Annotated in this window: 25 protein-coding genes; 6 read left to right on the forward strand and 19 right to left on the reverse strand. The window is 52.1% G+C overall.

The genetic code is table 11. The features are described from left to right. Nucleotide 1: 1 nt before the first annotated feature. The 4 genes from KW060_RS11465 to KW060_RS11480 are packed head-to-tail and all read right to left on the reverse strand — an operon-like array spanning nucleotide 2 to nucleotide 4,138. On the reverse strand, nucleotides 2-1,036 hold the full coding sequence (locus KW060_RS11465) for a major capsid protein (RefSeq protein ID WP_274757257.1): 1,035 nt from the start codon (nucleotides 1,034-1,036) through the stop codon (nucleotides 2-4). A gap of 3 nt (nucleotides 1,037-1,039) precedes the next feature. Further along, nucleotides 1,040-1,423 (reverse strand): head decoration protein, encoded by a 384-nt coding sequence (locus KW060_RS11470; protein WP_274757258.1) that lies wholly within the window; start codon nucleotides 1,421-1,423, stop codon nucleotides 1,040-1,042. 17 nt (nucleotides 1,424-1,440) lie between these two features. Next, a complete protein-coding gene (locus tag KW060_RS11475; protein ID WP_338050534.1) occupies nucleotides 1,441-2,667 on the reverse strand; it encodes a S49 family peptidase in 1,227 nt (408 codons plus the stop codon). Beyond that, on the reverse strand, nucleotides 2,618-4,138 hold the full coding sequence (locus KW060_RS11480; protein WP_274757259.1) for a phage portal protein: 1,521 nt from the start codon (nucleotides 4,136-4,138) through the stop codon (nucleotides 2,618-2,620). Before KW060_RS11480 ends, KW060_RS11475 begins: the two co-directional genes overlap by 50 nt. A 56-nt stretch (nucleotides 4,139-4,194) precedes the next feature. On the opposite strand from KW060_RS11480, the gene KW060_RS11485 reads away from it, so the two are divergent. Continuing rightward, complete coding sequence (locus KW060_RS11485; protein ID WP_249037157.1) at nucleotides 4,195-4,407, forward strand: ParD-like family protein; 213 nt, start codon at nucleotides 4,195-4,197, stop codon at nucleotides 4,405-4,407. A gap of 3 nt (nucleotides 4,408-4,410) precedes the next feature. After that, nucleotides 4,411-4,689, forward strand: a complete 279-nt coding sequence (locus KW060_RS11490; RefSeq protein ID WP_249037156.1) for a type II toxin-antitoxin system RelE/ParE family toxin — start codon at nucleotides 4,411-4,413, stop codon at nucleotides 4,687-4,689. Here the strand turns inward: KW060_RS11490 and gpW are convergent. Genes gpW through KW060_RS11505 form a run of 3 tightly spaced genes read right to left on the reverse strand, consistent with a single transcriptional unit; the run spans nucleotide 4,686 to nucleotide 7,425 of the window. Beyond that, nucleotides 4,686-4,913, reverse strand: a complete 228-nt coding sequence (gpW, locus tag KW060_RS11495; protein ID WP_249037155.1) for a gpW family head-tail joining protein — start codon at nucleotides 4,911-4,913, stop codon at nucleotides 4,686-4,688. The two genes, KW060_RS11490 and gpW, sit on opposite strands and share 4 nt — an antisense overlap. 9 nt (nucleotides 4,914-4,922) lie before the next feature. Then, a complete protein-coding gene (locus KW060_RS11500) occupies nucleotides 4,923-6,950 on the reverse strand; it encodes a phage terminase large subunit family protein (protein WP_274757260.1) in 2,028 nt (675 codons plus the stop codon). Beyond that, nucleotides 6,895-7,425, reverse strand: coding sequence for an elements of external origin (locus KW060_RS11505; protein ID WP_274757261.1), 531 nt, complete (start codon nucleotides 7,423-7,425; stop codon nucleotides 6,895-6,897). The genes KW060_RS11500 and KW060_RS11505 overlap by 56 nt, the downstream gene beginning before the upstream one ends. A gap of 76 nt (nucleotides 7,426-7,501) precedes the next feature. Between KW060_RS11505 and KW060_RS11510 the strand changes: the two genes are divergently transcribed. Continuing rightward, nucleotides 7,502-7,714 carry a hypothetical protein gene (locus KW060_RS11510; protein WP_249037152.1) on the forward strand — a complete coding sequence of 71 codons (213 nt, stop codon included), beginning with the start codon at nucleotides 7,502-7,504 and terminating at the stop codon, nucleotides 7,712-7,714. An 84-nt stretch (nucleotides 7,715-7,798) separates the two neighbouring features. On the opposite strand, the gene KW060_RS11515 is transcribed toward KW060_RS11510, so the two are convergent. The 12 genes from KW060_RS11515 to KW060_RS11570 all read right to left on the reverse strand — a co-directional run bounded on the left by KW060_RS11515 (nucleotide 7,799) and on the right by KW060_RS11570 (nucleotide 18,396). After that, a complete protein-coding gene (locus KW060_RS11515; protein WP_274757262.1) occupies nucleotides 7,799-9,046 on the reverse strand; it encodes a site-specific DNA-methyltransferase in 1,248 nt (415 codons plus the stop codon). 269 nt (nucleotides 9,047-9,315) lie between these two features. After that, nucleotides 9,316-9,753: a DUF6362 family protein gene (locus tag KW060_RS11520; protein ID WP_249037167.1), complete on the reverse strand. Its 438-nt coding sequence runs from the start codon at nucleotides 9,751-9,753 to the stop codon at nucleotides 9,316-9,318. Beyond that, nucleotides 9,750-10,022, reverse strand: a complete 273-nt coding sequence (locus tag KW060_RS11525) for a DUF6378 domain-containing protein (RefSeq protein WP_249037168.1) — start codon at nucleotides 10,020-10,022, stop codon at nucleotides 9,750-9,752. Before KW060_RS11525 ends, KW060_RS11520 begins: the two co-directional genes overlap by 4 nt. Further along, a complete protein-coding gene (locus KW060_RS15970) occupies nucleotides 10,019-10,483 on the reverse strand; it encodes a RuvC family protein (protein ID WP_420833192.1) in 465 nt (154 codons plus the stop codon). The genes KW060_RS11525 and KW060_RS15970 overlap by 4 nt, the downstream gene beginning before the upstream one ends. 332 nt (nucleotides 10,484-10,815) lie before the next feature. Then, nucleotides 10,816-12,987: an AAA family ATPase gene (locus KW060_RS11535; RefSeq protein ID WP_274757263.1), complete on the reverse strand. Its 2,172-nt coding sequence runs from the start codon at nucleotides 12,985-12,987 to the stop codon at nucleotides 10,816-10,818. Continuing rightward, nucleotides 12,987-13,742: a hypothetical protein gene (locus KW060_RS11540; RefSeq protein WP_274757264.1), complete on the reverse strand. Its 756-nt coding sequence runs from the start codon at nucleotides 13,740-13,742 to the stop codon at nucleotides 12,987-12,989. Before KW060_RS11540 ends, KW060_RS11535 begins: the two co-directional genes overlap by 1 nt. After that, on the reverse strand, nucleotides 13,742-13,945 hold the full coding sequence (locus KW060_RS11545; RefSeq protein ID WP_274757265.1) for a DUF6511 domain-containing protein: 204 nt from the start codon (nucleotides 13,943-13,945) through the stop codon (nucleotides 13,742-13,744). Before KW060_RS11545 ends, KW060_RS11540 begins: the two co-directional genes overlap by 1 nt. A gap of 179 nt (nucleotides 13,946-14,124) precedes the next feature. After that, a complete protein-coding gene (locus KW060_RS11550; RefSeq protein ID WP_249037178.1) occupies nucleotides 14,125-15,792 on the reverse strand; it encodes a DEAD/DEAH box helicase in 1,668 nt (555 codons plus the stop codon). Nucleotides 15,793-15,801: 9 nt separating this feature from the next. Next, nucleotides 15,802-16,374 carry a hypothetical protein gene (locus tag KW060_RS11555; protein ID WP_249037179.1) on the reverse strand — a complete coding sequence of 191 codons (573 nt, stop codon included), beginning with the start codon at nucleotides 16,372-16,374 and terminating at the stop codon, nucleotides 15,802-15,804. Between the two features lie 2 nt (nucleotides 16,375-16,376). Continuing rightward, complete coding sequence (locus KW060_RS11560; protein ID WP_274757266.1) at nucleotides 16,377-17,252, reverse strand: ATP-binding protein; 876 nt, start codon at nucleotides 17,250-17,252, stop codon at nucleotides 16,377-16,379. Continuing rightward, the gene (locus tag KW060_RS11565) at nucleotides 17,249-17,464 is read right to left on the reverse strand and encodes a helix-turn-helix transcriptional regulator (RefSeq protein WP_274757267.1); all 216 of its coding nucleotides are present in this window, start codon (nucleotides 17,462-17,464) and stop codon (nucleotides 17,249-17,251) included. Before KW060_RS11565 ends, KW060_RS11560 begins: the two co-directional genes overlap by 4 nt. Nucleotides 17,465-17,658: 194 nt before the next feature. Beyond that, nucleotides 17,659-18,396, reverse strand: coding sequence for a hypothetical protein (locus KW060_RS11570; RefSeq protein ID WP_274757268.1), 738 nt, complete (start codon nucleotides 18,394-18,396; stop codon nucleotides 17,659-17,661). Between the two features lie 69 nt (nucleotides 18,397-18,465). Here KW060_RS11570 and KW060_RS11575 point away from each other — a divergent pair, with 69 nt between their 5' ends. Genes KW060_RS11575 through KW060_RS11585 form a run of 3 tightly spaced genes read left to right on the forward strand, consistent with a single transcriptional unit; the run spans nucleotide 18,466 to nucleotide 20,492 of the window. After that, nucleotides 18,466-19,134 carry an XRE family transcriptional regulator gene (locus KW060_RS11575; RefSeq protein ID WP_249037138.1) on the forward strand — a complete coding sequence of 223 codons (669 nt, stop codon included), beginning with the start codon at nucleotides 18,466-18,468 and terminating at the stop codon, nucleotides 19,132-19,134. Next, a complete protein-coding gene (locus tag KW060_RS11580) occupies nucleotides 19,135-19,818 on the forward strand; it encodes a hypothetical protein (RefSeq protein WP_249037137.1) in 684 nt (227 codons plus the stop codon). Further along, the gene (locus KW060_RS11585; protein ID WP_249037136.1) at nucleotides 19,815-20,492 is read left to right on the forward strand and encodes a thermonuclease family protein; all 678 of its coding nucleotides are present in this window, start codon (nucleotides 19,815-19,817) and stop codon (nucleotides 20,490-20,492) included. Before KW060_RS11580 ends, KW060_RS11585 begins: the two co-directional genes overlap by 4 nt. Nucleotides 20,493-20,522 lie beyond the last annotated feature (30 nt).

Below are 20,522 nucleotides of genomic sequence, written 5' to 3' on the forward strand. Positions count from 1 at the left end.
CTTATGCCACAGTTGCAGCGAGAGAGGCGTTCGGGCGATAAGGCACCACCAGCGGTGCAGACTGCATCAAAAGCCAGCGCACAGCAGGATCTTCTTCGAGCCATGACTTGGAGAAATAGCGCTGAGCCTTAAAGCCCGCCTTTTCATCCATAATCATGCCGTAGCAGCGCGTGCCTTCCAGCTGATTGCGGCTGACCAGCAGCACCGTATTGTCCGGCAAGAGATTTGTCAGCGTGCCATTGTCGGCGATGTAGACATCGTTATAGACATAGAAGTCAAAATCCCCGATGGAGCCCACATACCGCGCTTTTTCGCTGCCTTGACCGCGCACCATCGGATCAGTGGAGATGCTGGCATTGGTACCGCGACGGATTTCAAGCTGTCCCTTCACCTGATTATTGTTGCGGAACAAACGCCATGCTTTCGGGTCCATGATGACCGTTCGAGCTACAGCACCGGATTTTTCCTGAATGAGCCCCGCCCAGTCTTCAAGCTGGTCAAGGGCTGGTGCCGTCACATCATCCCATTTGGCTGTGCCTGTGAGTGCCACGGTCAAAGCCGCATCACGCTTAAAGTCCACCACCTGGGTTGGATAATCCTCACCGCTCACGGTCACACGACCGCTCAGCAAGGCTTCCGTTGCCATTACTTCTTCGCGGCGCGTCAGGTTCTCAAGCTGGTTACGCAAAGAGCGGTTCACGGCTGCTTCCATGCGCCGACTGGCTGGCAAGCTGCCGCCAATCTTTTCACCGATCAGGCGTTTGATCGGCGTATTCGCATCAAAGCGGCGCTTGTCTTTTACATAGGCAGGCTTGAAGCTCTGAGTGCTAAAGCCTTCCTGATCAACAACGCGGCCTGCCACCAAAGGGGACACGAAAGGCGCGATGCGCGGCTTGGACTGATCTACATCGAAGTGGATTTCTTCAGACTCTTCCGTCTGCATCTGCCCAAAGAATGTATCCAGCAAAAAGGAAGCCGGTCGCTCCAAATATTCAACGGTCCGGTTCAGGACAAAGGTAGAGAAAATATCGACCATCTTTTAAGCCTCCTGATTTTTGCGCAAGAAGATGCTGTCAGGTCCCAATGTTTTGAGGGACTCTTCAAAGGTTGCCGCGCTATGGCCAGAGCCAAAGAGCAAGGCAGTGATGTTAAATTCACCCGCGTGATAGACGACAGCGTCTGCATCACCCGCCGTCACATCGATGTCTTCGGCGAGAATGGCGACAGGCTTTTCTGAACCGTCCACAGCAGCTGCATCACTAAGCGTGTAAAAGCCATTTGCTGTAATCCGGCCAAGAACAGCGCCGCGATGAAGGGTAATCGCTCCCGTGATGGTTTCTGTGCGCTGAATGGAGGGGAATTCCCCGGAGTGAAGATTGTCGGGCGTATAGGCACCCTGATCTGTAAAACCTTGTGCGGTCATAGGATGTCTCCTGTTGATTAATAAGAAGCGAGACGTTTGGCGACATCTTCATCCGCTTCTTCGTCTTCTTCCCGGCTTGGGGTGATTGTTGGGTTTGGAATTTCATCCATGGCGGCCTGAAACCCTGATGCCTCAGCATGTGACTGCTGCTCTTTGGGCGCTTTTGAAAGCAGTGCCACAGCAGCCTCCACCGTCATGTCGGTTTCAAAAGCAAGATGCTTGGCAAGCTCGCTGCGATCCGCTGCTTCTGTGTGCGATAAGATCTCTTTCAAGCGATCTCGTTCCGCTTTAATACCGCCCCCTTGAGCTTCTTGTTCAAGACTGGCCGTCAGGTCGGGATAAGCCTCCCGCAGGCTTTTGATGTCATCCATATTTTTCTCCTGTGGACTTATCGAATTTGAGGAAGACGCCTGCATGCGCTCACCTCCACCATTACCCCCAAGTTCACTCAGGAGTTTTTCAAAAGAGCCAACACGGTCAGCCAGACCTTGGCTCACCGCATCACCGCCGATGAACACATCGCCGCTGCCGTAATATTCCTGGACATGGGCCGCAGTTGCGCCGCGATATTTGGCGACCGCGTCAACAAAGACACCTGCCATGGCATCAATGCGCTTTTGCAATCTGGCGCGCCCCTCATCGGAGCCGGGATCTAATCGCTTAAAGGGGCTCTGCGAAGACACCACTTCAACCGTGTCTGTATCCTTGCCGCCTTGATAAACGCCCACCACACCGATGGAGCCAAGGGCACTGGTCTTTGAAACCACAATTTCGTCTGCTGCTGCAGCAATCCAATAGGCACCAGAGGCCGCATCGCCGGATGCATAAGCAATGACGGGTTTTCTGCCGCGTGCCTCATAGATCATGTCGGCAAGCTCAGCGCAGCCATTTACCTCACCGCCCGGAGAGTCGATATTAAGGACAATTGCCTGAACCTCGGGGTTCTCCAGCGCTGCGGTAAAATCCTTGGCCAGCAGTTCATAAGAGGATGCGCCGCTTACCTGCGTAAACAGGTTGGCATAACGAAAAAGCGGCCCAACCAAAGGCAGGACCGCTATATTCTCTCTCATTTCCAGACGGTGCGTATTTTGGAGTTCCCGTCCCAGCTTGGCGGCCACCGCTTCCGGGGGCTCATTCTGCCTTGCGGCAATATCCAATATGGTCTCAAGGCCCGCTGGCGTTATTGCCCAAGGTTCACCGGCTGCCTTGTTCCAAGCCATCCTGTTCCATAGTTTCATCATCATTATCCTGTTTGTCCTCAGCTGCCATAGTCGGAGTGGAAAGACCAAGTTCGCGCATCTTCGCTTGTTCTCGTGCACGCTGCTCGAGCACTTCTTCCCAGTCCAACCCTTGGGAGGCACATTCCTCTTCCAGTGTGGAAAGACCGTTTTCCATGCGAATGCGGGAGGCTTCCGCTTCCTTGACCGGATCAATCCAGCCGCGACCGGGGCCAATCCATTTAGAGCGCGTCCATGCCGCCCGGTTTTGATAAAAGCCCGGAGCTTCCACCAAGCCCTTACTTATGGCTTCCTCCAGCCACAGCTCATAGACAGGCCGTGCCCAATAGGTTGCAAGCCACTGCCTGCGGCCCATGAAATAGCGCCATGCTTCCATGAGTGCGGCTCGCGCACTGGAATAATTGGTCTTGGAAAAGTCCTTCATCAGCAGTTCATACGGAATGTTCAATCCCGTTCCGACATGCCTCAGGACATTCTCCACAAACTGGCCGTATCCGCTATTAGGACGGCTTGGTGTAAAGGGCGAGACCTTATCCCCCGGAAAGACCGGAATGATGGCACCGCCCTGAAGTCGCACCTTCCACTCATTACGCGCTGCGATATAATCATCCACGCTGCCGCCGAACATTTCTCCGATGGCCTCGCCGTCCAGCGGGGTTTCAATAAAGGCAGCGATCATGGCGTTGACCACAGCGGCCTGCAGCTCACTACGCTCATAATGATCAAGCATTTTAAAGAGCGGCATGACACTTGTTAAAAGCGGTTTGCCTCGCTTTTGACCGCTGCGCTCAAAATCTGCGATATGCAACACCCGCCTGCGACCAAAGGCCGTCTGAATGGGTATGCGCTGCCAATCATCTTCAACACCGAGAGAGATCAGCACATCCCCAGGATGGTTCTTTCTGATCCAATAGGCTTTTGGCGCACCATATTGATCGATCTCAATACCGCCGCGCAGGCGCTTACCGTCCTGCTTCCCGTCCGGATTGCTCAAGCGGTCTGGTTCCACAAGCTGGATGACCGTTGAGAAGCTGCGACCTTTTAACCATAAGGGTAAAGCCAGTGCTTCCCCGTTTAACATGGAAGATCGAAACACCTGCGAGGTCATGCCTGCAAAGGTCAAGGATCTGGCGGCATCACAGTCGGTTGTCTCCGCCCAACTGCGCCACTGGGATTCAACCTGGCGGGACCATTCATCAGCCCACGCCTTATCCTTCCCAAGTGACTTATAGTCAGGCTGAGCGGCCAAACGGAGCCCAGTCCCCACCACATTATCTGTCAGTGTCTGGATTGCGCCAGAGGCAACGCCGTGATTGCGGACAAGGTCCCGCGATCTGGAGACCAAAGTCCCCAGCTCAGGAATTAGATCACTGTCAGCAGATCCGGCATGAGGGAGCCATGAGGCCAACTCTCGAGCCGTCGTTGATGCAGCGCGGTGCGCCGTATCTGGCTGGCTTGATGTTTTATTAGGTTGCATTTTTACTCCATATTACCTATTATATAATCATAAGCGCCATGAAGAGAGACATCAAAATGCCAACTACAATCAAGCTTTCAGACGAGTTAATCAGTGAAGCAAAGCGATATGCTGCTGTTTACAGTCGCTCAACACCCAAACAGATCGAATATTGGTCACGCATTGGAAAGATTGCAGAAGAAAACCCTGACTTACCCTATAGCTTCATTCAGGAAATTCTCCTTGCCAAACAAGAAGAAACAGAGCCGTTTGAGTTTTCCCAAGACTAAACTATGAAAATCTTACAAAAACCGTCGTTCAAAAAGGCCTATAAGAAATTAAAGCCCAACCAAAAAGCCGACATGGATGATGCAATCCGGGCGATCATAGCTGATCCTGAACTTGGGCAGCTCAAGACTGGCGAATTATCAGATATCCTTGTCTATAAATTTAAAATGGTAAACCAGCTCACTTTACTGGCTTACAGCTACGAGGATCAAACAATCACGTTGACACTCGTTGCACTGGGTTCCCACGAAAACTTCTACCGCGACCTAAAGAAAACCATTTAAAACTCCACATAGATGGGCTTACGCCTGACACCTCCCTGCTTGCGCTGAATGTCAAACTTCAGGTGTGCGATATATTTTTCCAGATTTGCGACATCAGCCGACTGATAGGACACCGCGCCATAACCGCCGATATTGACCGAGACTTCTTTCGCTCCGGTCATCAGTAAATGGTAAGCATCCTCGGCTTCTGTCAGCCGTGATTGCAATATGGCTAAATCTGTCATCAGGTTTCCTTATAAATACGGATCATCAGCCATTTGAACCGGACGCTGCTTTAACCGATCACTTAAATGAACAGGCTCAGACACCTGCGGCTGATCAACTACCGGAGCCGTCGGCACAGGCTTGCCCAAGCTTTCTTCAAGCTGAAGCCAATGACGCTCCATAAATCGATCAAGGCCGTAAATGCTCGCTGCCGCTCGGGCATAAACCCGGCAGTCCAGCGCCTCATTATTGCGTGTGGGGTCTTTCTCCCACACAGCGCGGGGATACCCTTTGTGAATACGGATGATCCGTTTTTCCGCTGTCAGCTGCTTAAAATATTCTTCCCCATATTGCGGAAAATGACAGCTACCAGCCGGATAAGTTTCACCCAGTTCCAGCTCTTTTTCTGTGGGCCAATCCAGTTTGAGCCAGCGGTAAAGTTCAACTTTGGCCACGGGACCAGAAACATTCCAGACCCGAAGGCCGCGTCTGCGACCTCCAACATCAGCTTTCGACACGCTCAAGATCAGCGCCGTATCCCGGTCCTGACCCTTGATTGCCACCACAGTGCGTGGTTGGCTGGCACGCGCACCGCCTGCGCCCCAAACGGCTTGGGGGTGGCCCTTCACCCAGCCATAAACATCCTGTGTGGCATAGCCGGAGTCCACCGCCATCACGCGAATGGGCATGGTATGTCCGGTTTCGTGGAGCCAGTCTCTATTCAGAAGTTTTTCAAGTTCCTGCCAGACCTCACGCCTTGCCGTATCGCCAGCAATAACCTCATAGCCGACTGACCAGCTTTCTTTGTTTCGGCCCCATGCAACAATCTCGCATTCAAGGCGATCTTTTTGCACATCGACACCAGCCGTCAGAAACAAACCGCCTTTTGGGATAGTATTTTCTGTATAGGTTTCACGGCGTTCATATAGCCGGTGCCAATCTGGGGCTTCATGTTCTTCTTCAAACGGCTCACCTAGAACCGTATTGACGAAGCTTTTCATTAATTCAGGGTGTTCGCCTGCCTGCTCAAACATATGAGCCGCCTCTGACCAGCTAAACCAGCCAACTGGGCTATAGAGCGAGGACAGGTGATATCCGACTGTTCTGCCATCACCCTCTTTTGATGCCACCCAGCGCCCTGCCGCCAACATGGCTGTTTTGTGATGTTCTGCGATATGTTCTTCACAAGATTCACACTCATAAACCACATCCTTTGGCTGCCCTTCTTTCCAGCGAAGCTGACTGAAGCGCAAAGGCTGCATATGGTCGCAGTGTGGGCAAGGCACATGGAAATAGCGTTGATCTGAATGCTCAAATTCCCGCGCTATGCGGGACAATCCCTTTAATGTCGGCGTACTCACCAGCAGAACCTTCCTGCGCCCCTGAAAGGTCGCACTTCGGCGCTCTGCCAGCAAAATAGGATCGCCTTCACCTTCAACATCGCCGGGATAACCGTCCACTTCATCCATAAAGAGATACCGAGCAGGCATGGACCGCAGTCCAACTGCCGAGTTTGCGCCCGTCATAACGAGCACACCGCCCGGAAACTCTTTAGACAGCACCGTATTGCCGGAATCCCGTGACCTGGACGGCTTCACCCGTGCCTTTAATTCTTTTGAATCCTCAAGAAGAGGATCAATCCGCTGCTTGGAGTTCCTTTTGGCCATCTCCACCGTTGGGGCAACTGCCATCATCGGCCCGGGTGCCATATGGATCACATAACCAATCCAATTGTTACCCGCCTCGGTTCCACCGATCTGGGCACCCTTCATGAAAATCACACGCTGTACCGGCTCATGGCTGGACAGCATGTCCATAATCTCACGCAGATAAGGTGTACGTTCTGTGCGCCATCGCCCGGGTTCTGCCGCTGATTTAGGTGACAGGTAGCGATAGCGATCAGACCATTCAGAAATCGTCAAAAAGGGATCAGGCTCCAGCCCGCCAAGCCATGCTTGCTCAACAGCATCCGCACCGTCATAAAATTCTGTGCTCCCTGCATCATTCCCGGAAATTGGGTTTGACGGCGGCAAGCTCGCTGAGGTGCTCTCGGACATATCTTTCCAACATTACATGTAGCTTATGGGCATCCACTTCCAGATCCGCTGCCATCTGGCTGGAAATTCGAGAAGGCCATGATGTCCAGGCATCCCGCTCCTGCCGGGCCAGCCGAAACACATGGGCTATCGCCGCATCCCGGTCGATCAATTCTCCCTTGAGCTGTTTGAGTTTGACGCGGCCCGTTTGAGCCTTCAGGACTTCATTAGCTGTTCGTGCCTGCATGAAGGTGGTTCCACCTGCATGACTGCCAGATTCTTTCAGCGTTTCTTCAACGGCCTCTACAGCAGACTTTGGGACGGCTTTAACTTTTTGCCGCACGGTTGAGGTGTTGCGCTTCCAATCGGCATTGGCTTTTTCAACATCAATGCTGCCATCAGCCTCAGCCGTAATGCGTCCTTGCTTGATCGCTTTGCGCACTGCCGTATCACTCACACCGCGCCTTCGCGCATATTCCCGAATGGATACGCCCATCTTCTCTAACCGCCTCTATTTACTTGATATCCAGCCCCTTCCAAGCATTCATGAATTCAGGAAATGGAGACAAAACATGGATACAAAAACAATCAACGCAGCGGTCAAAGCCAATATGGAAGCCCTCAAGGATATCCTCGCAATTGCCGCTGAACTGGCAAGTGAGGGCCACGGAAATATGGTTGAAGACAATCGCAACGGCGCTATCGGCACCATCGCTGATCTGGACAAAATGCTAGAGGCTGCCAAAGCCCTGCAAGCCGCCTGCCTTGTGCTTCACAAAAAATAGACTTCCCAACGGGCCGGGCAGACGCTAAAAGGACTACAACAACACCTCCCACGCCTCTCAAAGAAGCGCCTCTTCGGAGGTTTTTTATTCTTCAGCCAGCTCCGCATATGTTTTTTGGTGTTCTGCGTGGATTGCATCCAATCCCGTCATCTCCTGCCATCGCTTGATGATTACATCTACATATTGCGGATCAAGTTCAATCAATCTTGCCTGACGGCCTGTATGCTCAGCACCAATCAGTGTTGAGCCAGACCCACCAAAGGGGTCCAGAATAATATCTTTGGTTTTGCTGGAGTTCTTGATGGCTCTCACCACCAGATCCACGGGTTTCATGGTTGGGTGGAGATCGTTTTTGCGTGGCTTGTTATAGAACCAGACATCGCCCTGATCGCGAGCCCCGCACCAATAGCGCTCATTGCCTTCCTTCCAGCCATAGAGGATCGGCTCATACTGACGCTGATAATCTGAGCGCCCGAGCGTGAAAGTGTTTTTGGCCCAAATGATAAAAGTGGACCATTTCCCGCCAGCGCTTCTAAAAGCGCTTTGCAAAGTGTCTAGCTCGCTTGAACTCATGCAGATATAAAGCCCACCTTTGGTGACCTTCAGCATATTTTCGCAGGCAGCTGTAAGGAATGCCTCAAAATCATCGCCCAGGTTATCATTCATGATCTTGCGACCGGCCTTGGAACCACCTTTGCTCGACAACTTGTCTTTGGGCGTGTCGCCATAGTTCACATTGTAAGGCGGGTCAGTGAAGGTCATGTCAGCAAACTCGCTGCCCATGAGCAGGGCCATATCTTCCGCTTTAGTCGCATTACCGCAGAGCAGTTTATGGTCTCCCAAAATCCAGAGATCACCTGTTTTGCTTACAGGATTTTCTTCTGCTTCAGGAATATCACCGTCCAGATCCTCAGCGCCGTCTTCATCCAACGCCACCAAGAGGTCATCGATTTCTGATCCATCAAAACCAAGTAGGTCCAGATCGAAATCATCTTCAGACAACTCAGCCAGTTCAAGGCGCAGCATTTCTTCATCCCAGCCCGCATTCTCTGCAATCCGGTTATCTGCAATCACCAAAGCCCTGCGCTGACTTTCCGTGAGATAATCAAGGCGAATAGCTGGCACCTGATCCAAGCCCAGTTTCTGGGCTGCGAGCAAACGTCCGTGGCCCGCGATCAAAATATCATCGCCGCCAATCAAGACTGGATTTACAAAACCGAACTCCGCAATGGAGGCTGCAATTTGAGCCACCTGTTCCGGGCCATGGGTTCTGGCGTTCCGGGCATAGGGGATTAACTGCTCGGTCGCAATTTGCTCAACCTGCAAACTCATATTCTTCTCTTTTGGATATCTGCAAACCTGTCCGCGAACTGCGAACCTGATTTTTTGTTCTGACGCTAGAAAAGTCCCGGGCGCAGCCCCCCCGCATAGGGTTGGTGCGCAGGAAGGACCCGTGGCTCTCAGATGTGCTATGGATTTCGCTTGAATCTCTCGAAACGACTGCTGGAACACCCTGTGCCCGCAAGTCTCCCGAGCTTGATCAAAATATAGCCTAAAACAGCCCGTTTTGTCTCAGCGAAAAGTGTCCGGCGGACACCTTTCTATCTGCTACTCTCCCTTGCCAGGTCAATGATATGCCGACGGGACCGCTTGGTCGGGGCGTGCTGTCTGTTGAGCTTGAGCGTGATCAGGCACAGGCCGTAGAGCCAGTGTTCGTGGGCAGCGGATCGTTTGAGACCAACCGTCCAGCAGACAGTCTTCCAGCGAGCCCCAGATGCCCTGAGCCAGACGATCTTACCGTCTACAGGCTCAAGCCCCACTGTCCACGATAGACACTCTTCCATGCGGGTGATGGCATCAGGCAACGGCCATGGCTTCAGCGGCTTCACATCCTTCTGCCCCACCAGATCAGAAAACTCCGGGGTGATCTCTGGCCACACGGTGTAATATCCCTGCAGCTTCTTCTCAGGCAGCCGCCTTAAGACTGATGCTGCTTCTGCCAAGCGCTCTTCAACTTCGGTGATCGTCCATTTCTTCATGTCTGACCTCCCTTGCTGGTGACCTCATGGAGACAAGCCGCATAACCAGCGACATCCAGAATGCTATCTGCATGACAGGGATCATGTGCGAGCCGGGCCATCTTGAGATCAATCATGCACATGGCGACCTGGTCAGCTGTCACCTGTGTGCCCAGTGCTATGGTCCAGCGCTTTGCTATGCAATCGAAGAGCTCTGATGCGTTGCCGTAGGCAGCTTTACGCTCCGCAAATGTCTCAGCGGCGCGTTTCAACAAAAATTCCCCACTCATGCCGCTCCTCCTTCAAACTGTGACTTTGCCAGGTTCAGCAAAGCCAGCGCATCAGCCTCATTGTCATCAACGGGATTAAATCCCAGCACCTCAACTGCCTTGATTATTTGGGCCTTAGTTGCATTGCCTTTGCCTGTGATGTGTTTCTTGATCGTGCCGACCGGGATGCCCTGATAGGGAATTTCTTCGGCCTCACACCAGCTGCTCAGCTGGCTTAAAAAGCCCCCATAGGCATGAGCGGCATCTACGCCCATGTGACGGCGTACTTCCTCAAAGCAGACCATCTCAATGCCGCCTGCCAGCGTGTTCATTTCCTGAAGCCATGACTGGAAACGCAAATAGCGCATTCCACCCCCTTCAAAGCGGCCCGGCTTAAACGACTGTGAGCCGCTAGTGATGTTGGTTGATTGACTGAGCGCCCACCCCGTGGTGGTGCCCAGATCGAGTGCAAGAATGATCATGCAATTCTCTCCTTCTTTTTCATGGTGATTGATGAACGGTGAACGACACTCCCTTCCCGCACGGGATGAGTGCCACCCACAGGGGCACTCTCTCCCGTAGGGAGAGGGGGTTGTGTGACAAACTGGAAAAACTGATAACAGACTGTAATCATTGACGAATTTCCAGTCCGTCAAGTTTGTCATCCAGTTCGTCATGACAAACTGGATTTTTTCACCTAAGTGACTGTAAATATTGAGATATTGATCACCAATCCAGTTTGTCACATCGGTCAGTTTGTCAAAAAACTGGTCCAGTTTGTCACCCTGTTTGGCAGACATTTTGAGGGCAAAAATCATGGATTACCCTCCTCGTAATAGAGCCAGACAAGAGGGTCTTCGACAGGCAAAGCTGCAGCCGTGGACCTGCATTTATAGTGTGATGGCAGAACTGGAATAACACTTGAGGTGACCTCACCGGTTTCAGGATCGACAACATCATCACCACCAGCGATGCGCATATCTTCCACACACATGAAGCCGTATTTGGTTCTGGCAGACTGGGCGATCCCATATTGCTCAGCATCTCTGAAGAACTTGATGTAGCCTTTGGTCGACAAGACATCCAAGCGCCTGCGAATGGTGGTCTCCCCGCCCAGTCCAGCACTATTCTCAAATGCCTGACAAAACTGGTTCATAGTGTAGACGCGCCCAGACTTTGCCTCTTCAAAGAGGATCTGAAGGATCACGTCATGCTTGCGCCTGCGCTCAGCGTCCAGCTTCTCCCCGTAGTCCTGATTGACCAAACGCTCGCTGTTTTTGTCGAGCTCCATCCAGCGCCCATCGAGCTTATCAACGAGCTTGTATGGGAGAGCTGGACCGTTGCGCAGTTCAAAATAGAGGTTACGCTCAGTCCTGCTTTCATCGGGCCTGAACAGCAGAAGACCGGACGAATAAAATCCCCGCATAGCACTGGCACCCGATAGTGCCTGAAACGGATCTTCTTCCAGCTGCTTTTTAGGAAGCTTTCTTGTGTGATGAACGAGAATAACCGCTGCGTCTGGATTGACCATTTTGGCAAGCCTCTCGACCCGTTCGGTCAAGAAGAACATCATGGCTGCGTTGTCATTTTCGCCGCCGCCATCACTGCCGCCATCAAAGACATTACGAATGGGATCAATGGCAATGATGTCTGGCCCGTCCGGGAATCTGGACAGGATGGCTCTTGCCAACTGCTCCACACCCTCACTGTTCAGAAGCAAGCGCAGTTGCGGCGTGAGAATGAGATTGCGCCCAGCGCGGGCTCTCAGCTCACTGGAGACAGCCAGCGTCTGCACACGTTCTCGCAAGTAATGATATTGAACCTCAGCCTGAAAATAGAAAATCTTCAGTGCCCCAGAGGGCGACATACCGAGAAATTCCTCGCCCGCTGCCAAATGGATAAACCACGACAACAGGAAATCACTCTTGCCCACTTTGGGTGCGCCGCCAAAAACCAGAATACTACCAGGCGTCATCACACGCGGTGCGACCAGGTCTGCAGGCATTGGGCTCGTGTCAGCAATCAGCTCTTCAAGCGCGAAGGATGGAATGGCCGGGCGCACATCCCCCTCCAAAAGCGTGGGCACATCAAAACCTTCAGCAACCGCGTCAGCCGCATCCCACTTTTCTGGTTTGCCTGATGGGATGGAGAGAACTGTTACACTGGCTGCACCGAATCTTGGCAGTGCCGCCAAGAGCTTCTGGGCATAGGCATATCCAGCCTCATCATTATCAGGCCAGATGATAACCTGCTTACCCTTCAGCGGAGACCAGTCGGTTTTATCCAGAGGGGCCTTAGCACCAAACATGGCCGTTGTTGCTGCGATACCGATAGAAGCTAAAGCATCAGCGCATTTTTCTCCTTCCACCAGAACCACCCGGCCTGACTGGAGTATCTCCGGCAAATTATAGAGGGGCCGAATGTCAGGCGCTTTCATCTTGCGGCTCTGCACATCCCACGGCCTAAACTCCTTGCCTGCCTCTGTGTCATAGCGATAGACGCAGGCTAATAACTGGCCGTCCGCATCCAGATAATCCCATTTAGCACTATAGGCTCCCAGCTCATCCACAATGGGTGCGGCAGGTTTGGTATCACTCGAACGCTCGGGCGCAATGCCCAGCCAGTCTTCAAGCCTTTGCAGCAGTTCGCCAAAGTCATGATGGCTGTTCAAACCCCATACAGATGCAAACAGATCAAAGACATCACCGCCTTCTCCTGTGGCAAAGTCATGCCACATCCCGGCTTTGCTGCCCGTGAGATCAACGCTTAAGCTTTGACCTTTGCTCCCGCTCGTATCCCCAACAACAAACCGCCCATGCCTTTTGCTGCCAGCCGGGAACAACTGGAACAGATAGCCTTCAAGGCTGCCAAGCAACTGTGCCTTAACGGGTGCCTTGCGATCCGGCTGGTCGGTATGAACCGCCTCGGTTTGGTCATTGGCTGAATTAAAATCAAACCACGGTGATGTTGGAGAAGACGCTTGCATTATGCCTCCTTCCAACATCGATCCTGCCAGTCACAAAAACGGCAGAGATAAAATGTCGGCGCATCACTGATGCGCGGCAGAAGTTCTCCAGCCTCACAGGCTTTGATAATGTTCACCGCCTTGTCGCTCATCTTTTGCGCAAGCTCAGCATTAAACGGCACCAGCTCATGGTGGATTTCTGCGGTGTCTTTATTGACCGCCGTGAAGAAAGCTGGGTTGGAAGAAATCCCTTCAACCGATCCTTCCATATAGGCCTGATAAATAGCCATCTGAGCCGCATAGATTGGTTTGGATTTGACGACACCTTTTTTGACAGTGTCTGCCCATGACTTGGCATTCATAGACTTGCACTCCCAGAGCATCGGAAATGTAAGCTTCAAGCTCGGCGGAGCAGCGGTGATAATCCCGTCCACATGACCTTTGATACGGCCACCCGCAACCGAGAAGCCAAACTGCTGGCCGTTTGGTTTTTCCGTGAAAATCTCAAAGCCTGCCTGACGCAACCAATCAATGGCTAAATCTTCGAACAGGTGGCCTGCCGCAAAAATCCGCAGCAACTGCCCGGAGAAATCCCGCCCTTCATCCTTCGGGGCATTCTGAAACTCGAACTGCAAAGCGCGGGCGCATTCAACACCCAAACGGGACGCACCGAGATAGCTACGCGGTGTTTCGCTTGCGGACTTTGTGGTCAGCGCCACATCGATCTTATCGTTGACGCGATCTGCAAAGCTTTCTTTTGAATTAAAATCTAACATCAGAAAGGGATCTCCTCTGATGTAGGAAACTGCTGGCGCAAATTATCCTGATAGGCCGTAACCACGGTTTCGATGAGGGCCAAGACTTCGTCTTTTTGATAGTCAGCCAAAGGACGGTTCATTCCGATGCTGGCCACATATTCGCCGAGCGGCACCAAGGCAGCTTCCATGGCTGCACTCTCATTTTTTGTCGGATCAATCATCCGGTTATTTCCTTTCTTCTTCCATGCGGACCAAGCCCTCTGGCAAGGGATGGAGCAGAATTTTCTGTAACTTGTTTCTCGCGCTTTGCTGCCTCGGGCGCTCCGTGCATCAAACCATCCGAAGCCTCGGGCTTGCCTGTCGCACACCGCACAAAAGACTGGCCCGGACGAGACGCGTGTCATGCCGCCAGGTCTTCTGCCGAGCGCATGACGAGCTGCTGGATAGAGCCACGGTTAAATTGGAACTTGAGCAGGGCTGATGCCTGATAGCGTGTCAGACTAAAGTCCATCCGGTAGTCAGCGGGCAGCAAGGCGAGCTGTTTTGCCGTGGCGGACTGATTGAGCCAGCCTTTGGTCTTGTGAGCCGTCTCATCACTTTCATAGTCATTGAGCCAGTCATCTGCGGACGCCAGACATATTGTGCGTTCACCCACACTGAGGAGACGCACGATCTTTCCGTCCACCCCACCAACAGCATACCAACGCCCGCCCAGATAAAAGATGCCAGCCCATGCTTTGAACCCACAGGCCATCAAGGCCAAGTCATCACCGAACAGATCAACCCAGCGGAAAGAAGATCGCTTCAAAAGATCCACCTCAGACATGATAAAGTCCGACAAAGGGGTGCCTTCTGTGGTTTCTGTCTCGAACACGTGGGAGCAAATGGAACATTCACGACTGCTGATCGGCACCATCGCATGGCATTCCGGACATTCCTTTTGGGGAGCCTCACCGTCGCCAGTGCGCAGATCCAAATCTACATCCTGTTCAAGAGACCCATGCAGCAAGCTGGATGTGCCGAAGTCCAAAACGATACAGTCGGTTTTGACAACACCCGGAAACTCTTCAGGATCAACGGTCCTAAGCCCCCTGCCTACCATTTGAATCATAGTCGATTTGTATGAGGAAGGCCGCAGCAGGATCACACATGAAGTTGGGGGATGGTCCCAACCCTCCGTCAGAACTGCCACATTGACGACAACCTGAATGTCTCCATCACCATAAGCCTTCAAGATTGCAGCACGGCTTTTTGAAGACAACTCGCCGTGAATAGCGGCTGCTGCCACGCCATGCGCATTAAAGGCATCGCTCACATTCTGTGCATGGCTGATGGTCGAACAAAAGACCACTGTCGGACGATCATGGGCTTTATCCTGCCAGTGCTTGATTACCGCATCAGTAATGGGCGAGCGGTTCATGATGGCATCCACTTGTGCCATATCGAAATCATCGACAGACTTGCGGACTTGGGTAAGCTCTTTCTGTGCGCCCACATCAATGACGAAGGTGCGCGGCGGCACCAAATGCCCCGATGCGATCAATTCCCCAATGGCGATTTGATCACCTACATTGGAGAAAACAGGTCTGAGCCCCTGCTTGTCTCCCCTGTTAGGTGTCGCGGTAACACCGAAGAGTTTGAGATCCGGGTTCTGGTCATATGCCTGATCTATTACCCGTCGATAGCTATCTGCTGCCGCATGATGCGCTTCATCAATAACCAACAGATCAAGCTTCGGCATGGCTTTGACATTTGCCTGTCTGGAGAGCGTCTGGACCATGGCGAAGGTTGTCTGGCCGGACCAGTCTTTGTTGGTCGCATCAAAACGGGACGTCCTGGCCCCTCTATTGACGCGCTTGAACTTGGCTTCATTTTGACCTGTCAGCTCATCACGGTGTGCGAGCACACATACCTTGGCATCACTGTCTGCCACATAGCCGCCTGCGACACCCGATAGCATGATGGTCTTGCCCGCACCTGTCGGGGCCACACCGAGCGTGTTGCCGTGTTCATGGAGCGCCGCCGTGCAGCGCTCCACAAAGGTCTTTTGTCTGGGACGTAAAATCATGACCGCCTCCTACTGCGCCCAGCTCGGGCGGTTCGGATTAGCAGGGGCTGCAGCAGGCGCATCGGGAGCCGGGGCAACATGATTACCCATCAACGCGGCATAATCCTTGTTGTCCGGTGTGATCGCCAAACGGATCTCGTTTTTGTCATCACCGTTTTGATCTTTGCCCACATCAATCTTCGCCAGAAACTCAATGCCATCCAGGTCAGCCAAACCGGAGATGCGCCGCTTGTTTTGCGCTTCTGGTGACGTGTCTTTTGGCAGCAACTTGCGCGAAGAGTTCAGGATGCCCTTGATGAAAGAGCGGCCCATGTTGGCCCAATCAGGCCCCTTTGGACTGTAGAGGCCAATCAGGCTCCAGACCTTGCGACGGGCATAGGGACCATCTGTCACAACAAACTCGCAGGACAGATAGATTGATCCGGTAGTGTCACTGCGTGTTGCGTAGCCACCAGTCCAGCCATGTGTATGGTCATCATAACCGCCCGGACGGATGGTCATTCTCACTTTCGCCAAGGTTCCCTTTGGGATCAGGTCGTAATTATTCTGCTCATCAGCAGAGTTGAAATCATTCCATGTCATGATTATTGCTCCTCGCCCTGCTGTGGGCCGTTATCTTGGGATTGCTGTGGGAAGTGATGCTGCAGGCGCTCTGCTGCTGGCTGAACCGGCTGATGAATTTTGCCCATCAAACTGTCGAGCCGTGGCTCTTCCATCATCTCAAGGCGGCCAGAGCGGTCCTTTGCCGGATAGCCATAAGGGTTGATGGTATGTGTGATGAATGCGCGGTAGGCCGGGCCTTCTTCTGGCTTGATCTCAGCCATCGTAATCACCTGATCCACGATGCCAGGCAGCTCCAATCCGGTTTTTGCACCCTCAATCTGTGGGGCAAAGACCTTGCGATTGAAGTCATCCAGACGCTCATCAAGGATGCCGACAAACCAGATGTTTTTGTCTCTGGTATGCTGGAGATGCGTAAGCCATGCGATCATCTCCTGACCATGAAGGCCGTAAGCCCCCCGAGTATCAGGCTTGCCTGTGCGATCAGACATGGCTTGGGGTTGCCCCTTGCACCAGTTGAAACACAGCCGTCCGGCGACAGTGATGCTATCAATGAAAACTGTCTTGTATTTGCTCAAAACATCCGCGCTGCCGAACTGTTCACACACGGCATCAAAGTGCGCCTGACTATATGGCTGATCATCACGCAGCGAGGGGTTGGGTCCGCCAATAAAGACAGCAAAGTCCCGACATTCCTGCCAAGTGCGCGGACGGATGCTATCACCCGTCCAGCCTTCAATAGCCAGGTCACCGGCTTCCAGATCCATGAAGAGGGTTTCATTGGCTGGCAGCGTCCAGAGCAAGGATGTCTTGCCAATGCCAGACTTGCCGAAGATCACGCCTTTGACCCCACGGGTCTCATTCAGGCGTTCATCCGCAGAAATAATAGGAAGGCTCATTTTGCGCCTCCCTGAATGTAGGTGTTTTCTGTGGTGCTTTGACGCATTTGATTGGCCTCAAATGCTTCAATGTCCTCAACACGGTAAACAACCCGACCACCGAGTTTCATAAAGGCAGGGCCTTCGCCCAACCAACGCCACCGTTCCAAGGTGCGCTCGCTCAAGTTCCAACGATCGGCGAGCTCGATCTGATTTAAATGCTTAATGGACATCTGCCATTCCTTTCGCTTGCTTCAAATTGCAAAGAAAGAATGGCCTGTTATTCGAAATTCGTCGTGGGGACTAAATGTGGATGATTGGTGGATATATAACCCACATCAAAGGGGACGAATGAGGGGTGAGGAAGGGATGTCTGGGGGATGACTGATGCCGAACACGGCACAGATGAAGGAAAAAGAGCGGGGGATCAGCTTTTACGCACATCCACGTTTAAACGGTAAAGACCACGTTTGTTTGAGACGATCAAATCACGCCATGACGGGTTTTTCTGGGATTTAAAGACATCCTGCATGCGATGGGATTGAGAACCAGCTTCTGCCAGAACCTGCTTGCCGGATCGCCACATCCCCCCATCCAGCATAGATTGATGCAAGCGAGCGACGACCTCCGCCTGAATAGGCCCAAGGGTATAGGTTTTGCCACTCAGGGAAACCTCTGTGAAATCCTTGTTATGCTTGAATCCATGATTTGATGGATGATCCACATCCCCCGTCAAATTGTGTTTCAACTCAACGCGGTCACGCTCTTCCCGGCGAATTACAAGCTCTTTGGTCGTTACATGCAATCCAGCTTCGGGGGAAAGCAGGTGCGAATATTCCATGTGGGGCGCGTCAAAAGCTGAGATGACAGAAGAGCCATTTGTGAAAATCTTATAAGCATCGAAGTCTCTCAGATCTTGCAGCCCCTTAAACCGATCCTGAGAACAGGGCACAGTAAAGCCCTGACCTGTTTCTGCATCTTCTTCAATGTATCCGGTTTCAATGACAACGCCGAACAAACGAATTGAAACCTTGAGCAGACCGTTTTCAGCCAAATAAACCAAATCCCGCCGGGGCATCCCCCAACGGGCTTCAATTTCTTCGAGCGTGAAGTAGTCTTTCTCAATGAAGCTCATCAAAATATTAACCCTGCAATCAAGCGCCATACCATAAACGCTTGACACAGACTAATCAATCCTTTTTAATCCACAATATCCACACCATGAGGATAAGTTATGAAATATACGATGGCTGATAGATTGAAAGCGCGGACCCGCCAATTGGGTCTCAACGCTGGTCAAGTCGCAGAGATGGCTAATATCAACAGATCATTTGTCTATGATATTATGCGTGGTCGATCTGGTAATCCAAACCTAGAGAAACTCGACAAACTCTCAGATGCTATCAAGGTAGAGCGAAACTGGCTGCTCCATGGTATGGGAGATGTTGAGGGTGAAAACCCCATCATGGAAGATCCGGATGAAGCCTTTGTCGCCGTGCCATCAGTCAAGCTGACAGCCTCTATGGGCGGAGGGCGTGAAGTCATTGAAGACGTCGAGCACGGTGAGCCCTATCATTTTCAGAGCTCGTGGATAAAACATAAATTACAAGCCGACCCCAAGAACCTGAAGATCATGCATGTGGAAGGTGACAGCATGATGCCCACACTGCATGACGGCGATGTGGTACTTGTTGACGTAGGGCGAAAGTCACCCACCCCTCCAGGCATATTTATTCTTCATGATGGCATGGGGCTGGTTGCCAAGAGGCTCGAGAACATTCCAAATAATGATCCCCCAATGGTTCGGGTGATCTCAGACAATAACTTTTACTCCCCATATGAACGCACGCTTGATGAAGTAAATATCATTGGCAAGGTTCGATGGTATGCGCGGGAGATATAGTTGATCAGGTTCAAGCCGATACCAGATGCATCTGATGCCCTGAAGCTCTCTCCTATGATGAATGCGTCGGAGAGGCTACTCTCCTACATTGAAGAACATGATGGGATTGGCCTGACGCCGTCGAAGGCTTTCAAACGGGTCTTTGTGGAATGGGCTGCAGGTGAGTTTAACTGGCCGGGCTATTCGAAAGACGAGCTGTTCAAGTTCAACAAAGTGCTGAATGAAATCGACTTTCCCCCACTCATGGATCTCCATGACCTATTGATTACCCTTAAAATTGGCCGCCACTACAAAGGCAAGTTCAAACTCACGAAGACAGGCAAGGAACTGTTTAAACAGCCCGGTCGCTTGTTTGGAGTGATGATCCCCATCTATTTGTTTGAGGTGGATCATCACCGCTTTTCCAGACGCTCCGATAGCCTAATGGGAAACTGGGACATTTTTCTAAATGTAATAGGCGACCTCACAACCAATGGGGCCACGGGCGGCCAGATCAGAAGGGCCTTATACGGCGAGCATGAGGGCACAGACTTCGATTACACTCTGAGCAATTTATATGTGCATGTCCTGCGTCCCCTGTGCTGGACTGGCCTTCTCCTCGAAAAAGAAGGTGAAAAGCTCAGAAGAAATGAAACGAGCCTATTCGTAAAAACACTGCTGTGGGATGAGGCTCTTGAGCTATGAAGCAGAAACTCATCCATACAACGGCAACCGCATTCTCATTACTCGTCCTATCAACTGTATGTCAGGCAGAAGACCTCCAAGGCACAGCCTCCGTGATTGATGGAGACACACTCGAAATCCACGGCACACGCATCAGGTTGCATGGCATCGACACACCAGAGAGCAAACAAACCTGTGTGGCCAATGGGTCAACGTACCGGTGCGGCCAGAAAGCAGCCCTCGCTCTTTCTGACAAGATCCAAAGATCACCTATCCGTTGTACAGTGAAGGACACTGATCGATATGGCCGCTCAATAGCTGTTTGTTACAAGAACGGCGAAGACTTGAACTCATGGATGGTTTCTCAGGGGTGGGCAGTCGCATATCGTCGATATTCTAAAGATTATGTGTCTCAGGAACAGTCCGCCAAAAGTAATAAAGCTGGCATATGGGCAGGTGACTTTGTGCTGCCTTGGGAATGGCGTCGAGGAAAGCGATTAACTCAGGTGGTGTCATCCGACCGAAACGGCGAATGCAAAATTAAGGGCAATATCAGCAGTAAAGGTAAGAAAATTTATCATGTCCCGGGTGGTCGTTGGTATGAGAAGACTCGGATCGACGAGAGCAAAGGCGAGCGCTTTTTTTGTTCAGAGCAGGAAGCCAAAGCCGCAGGGTGGAGGAAATCCTCTTATTAAGCGCCTAAACACTCGCCTATTAATTCTAGA

It is taken from the genome of Pseudemcibacter aquimaris, assembly GCF_028869115.1.
Taxonomy (GTDB): Bacteria; Pseudomonadota; Alphaproteobacteria; order Sphingomonadales; family Emcibacteraceae; genus Pseudemcibacter; species Pseudemcibacter aquimaris.